The 1,716-nt window shown below is 65.7% G+C and carries 2 protein-coding genes; one reads left to right on the plus strand and one right to left on the minus strand.

The window, feature by feature from the left end:
- A partial coding sequence (locus tag QZY06_RS05470) for an ADYC domain-containing protein (RefSeq protein ID WP_295681300.1) occupies positions 1–811 on the plus strand: 811 nt, incomplete at its 5' end.
- Positions 812–886: 75 nt separating this feature from the next.
- Here the strand turns inward: QZY06_RS05470 and mhpD are convergent.
- Positions 887–1,669 (minus strand): 2-keto-4-pentenoate hydratase, encoded by a 783-nt coding sequence (mhpD, locus tag QZY06_RS05475; protein WP_295681302.1) that lies wholly within the window; start codon positions 1,667–1,669, stop codon positions 887–889.
- Positions 1,670–1,716: the final 47 nt, after the last annotated feature.

Genomic DNA, 1,716 nt, shown 5'->3' on the forward strand with positions numbered 1-1,716 from the left:
ACGACGCCACATGAATGCCAAGGCATTGCTTTACGGTGTGTTCCTGCTACTGCCCCTCGCCCTGCAGGCGGCAGTACCTCAAACAGTCGCCGCGCCGGACATGACTGCCGAACACACCGCCTTCGTGCTGAAGCTGGCCGACGGCCGCGTGCTCAAGGGCCAGCAGCTGCAGGGTGCGGTCGTGCACATGGGCATCGAGGGCGGCAAGCTGGCGTCGATCAAGCTCGCCTCGATCAAGCCGGACCCGCAGGACCCGGACATCCTGCGTCACGAGTTCCAGGTGCAGAACGACAAGGGCGAGTGGCAGCCAGCCTGCCAGCCAAACTTCTACGGCGAGACCTGGGGCTTTCCGATCAGCCTGCCGGAGCATCACCCCGGCCGCGAGGGTGCGATCACGCTGACCTGTGCTTCAGGTGCGGTCGGCAAGTGCATCCGCTTCGGCTACAAGCCCTGGGCGCTCGGCCCCAAAGGTGAAGACCTGACGCCGTATCACGCCGCCTGCGTACACATGGTGCGCGCGGACTACGCCGGCGACGGCGAACCGCATACCAAGAACGGCACCAACATCGACGTCTATGACCGCATCGGCATCCAGTCGTCCGAATCGAAAGCCGACCCAAGCTTCGGCTTCGAAGCCGGCTGGTCACCGACCGGGGCAGTCTGCGTGGCGCGCACCCGCTGGGCAGATGTGATCACCACCGGAGCACTGTGGAAAGCCGTGCCGCGATTGGCGGTGCCTTGCAGCGAAGACGCCGCGGCCAAGCTGGGGGCGCTGCTGTTCAATCGCTCGAAGCTGGGGACCGAGCAATAAGCCACCGCGATCCGTAGGGCGGCCCGTGGCCGCCGGCACCGTCCATGCCTTGAACCACGGCGGCCACGGGCCGCCCTACGCGAAGGCGGCTCTCACCGAACCAAGCCCATCGATCTGAGCCTCGAATGTTTCGCCGGACTTGGCAGCCACCATCGGTCCGAGCGCACCGGACAGGATGATGTCGCCGGCCTGCAGCGGCCGGCCGACTTCGACCATCTTCCGCGCCAGCCACAAGGCGGCATTCAACGGATGGCCGAGACAGGCATGGCCGACGCCGGTCGATACAGTCTCCTCGCCACGCGTCATCTGCATGGTGCAGACACGCAGATCGAGCCCAGCCAGCCGATACGGCGTATTGCCGAGCACGAACAGGCCGCTCGATGCGTTGTCGGCCACGGTATCGACCAGGCGGATATCCCAGTTGGCGATGCGGCTGCCGACGATCTCGATGGCGGCAGTCGCGTAGGCGATCGAGCGCATCAGATCGGCGACCGTGGCTTGCTCGACCGTCAGATCACGTTCAAGCACGAAGGCGATCTCGGCCTCGACCTTGGCCTGCAGCACCCTGCCCGGTGCCACCGGTTCGCCATCGCAGACCGCCATGTCGGCGAACAGCATGCCGAAGTCCGGCTGATCGACGCCAAGCTGCTTCTGCACGGCGACCGAGGTCAGGCCGATCTTGCGGCCAACCAGACGGCGACCGGTGCCCAGCCAACTTTCGGTATTCAGTTCCTGGATCGCGTAAGCGGCAGCAACATCACCGGGGCCGAGCAAGTCGCGAATTGGCGCCACAGGCTCGCCGGTACGGTAGGCCGCACGCAGGCGCTGGGCGATTCCGAGATGAAGAGAGTCGCTCATCGTGTTCAGCGACCCGCGAAGAACGCGCGGGCCACGCGATTGAACTC

The organism is uncultured Nevskia sp. (genome assembly GCF_903885465.1).
In the GTDB taxonomy this organism is placed as follows: domain Bacteria; phylum Pseudomonadota; class Gammaproteobacteria; order Nevskiales; family Nevskiaceae; genus Nevskia.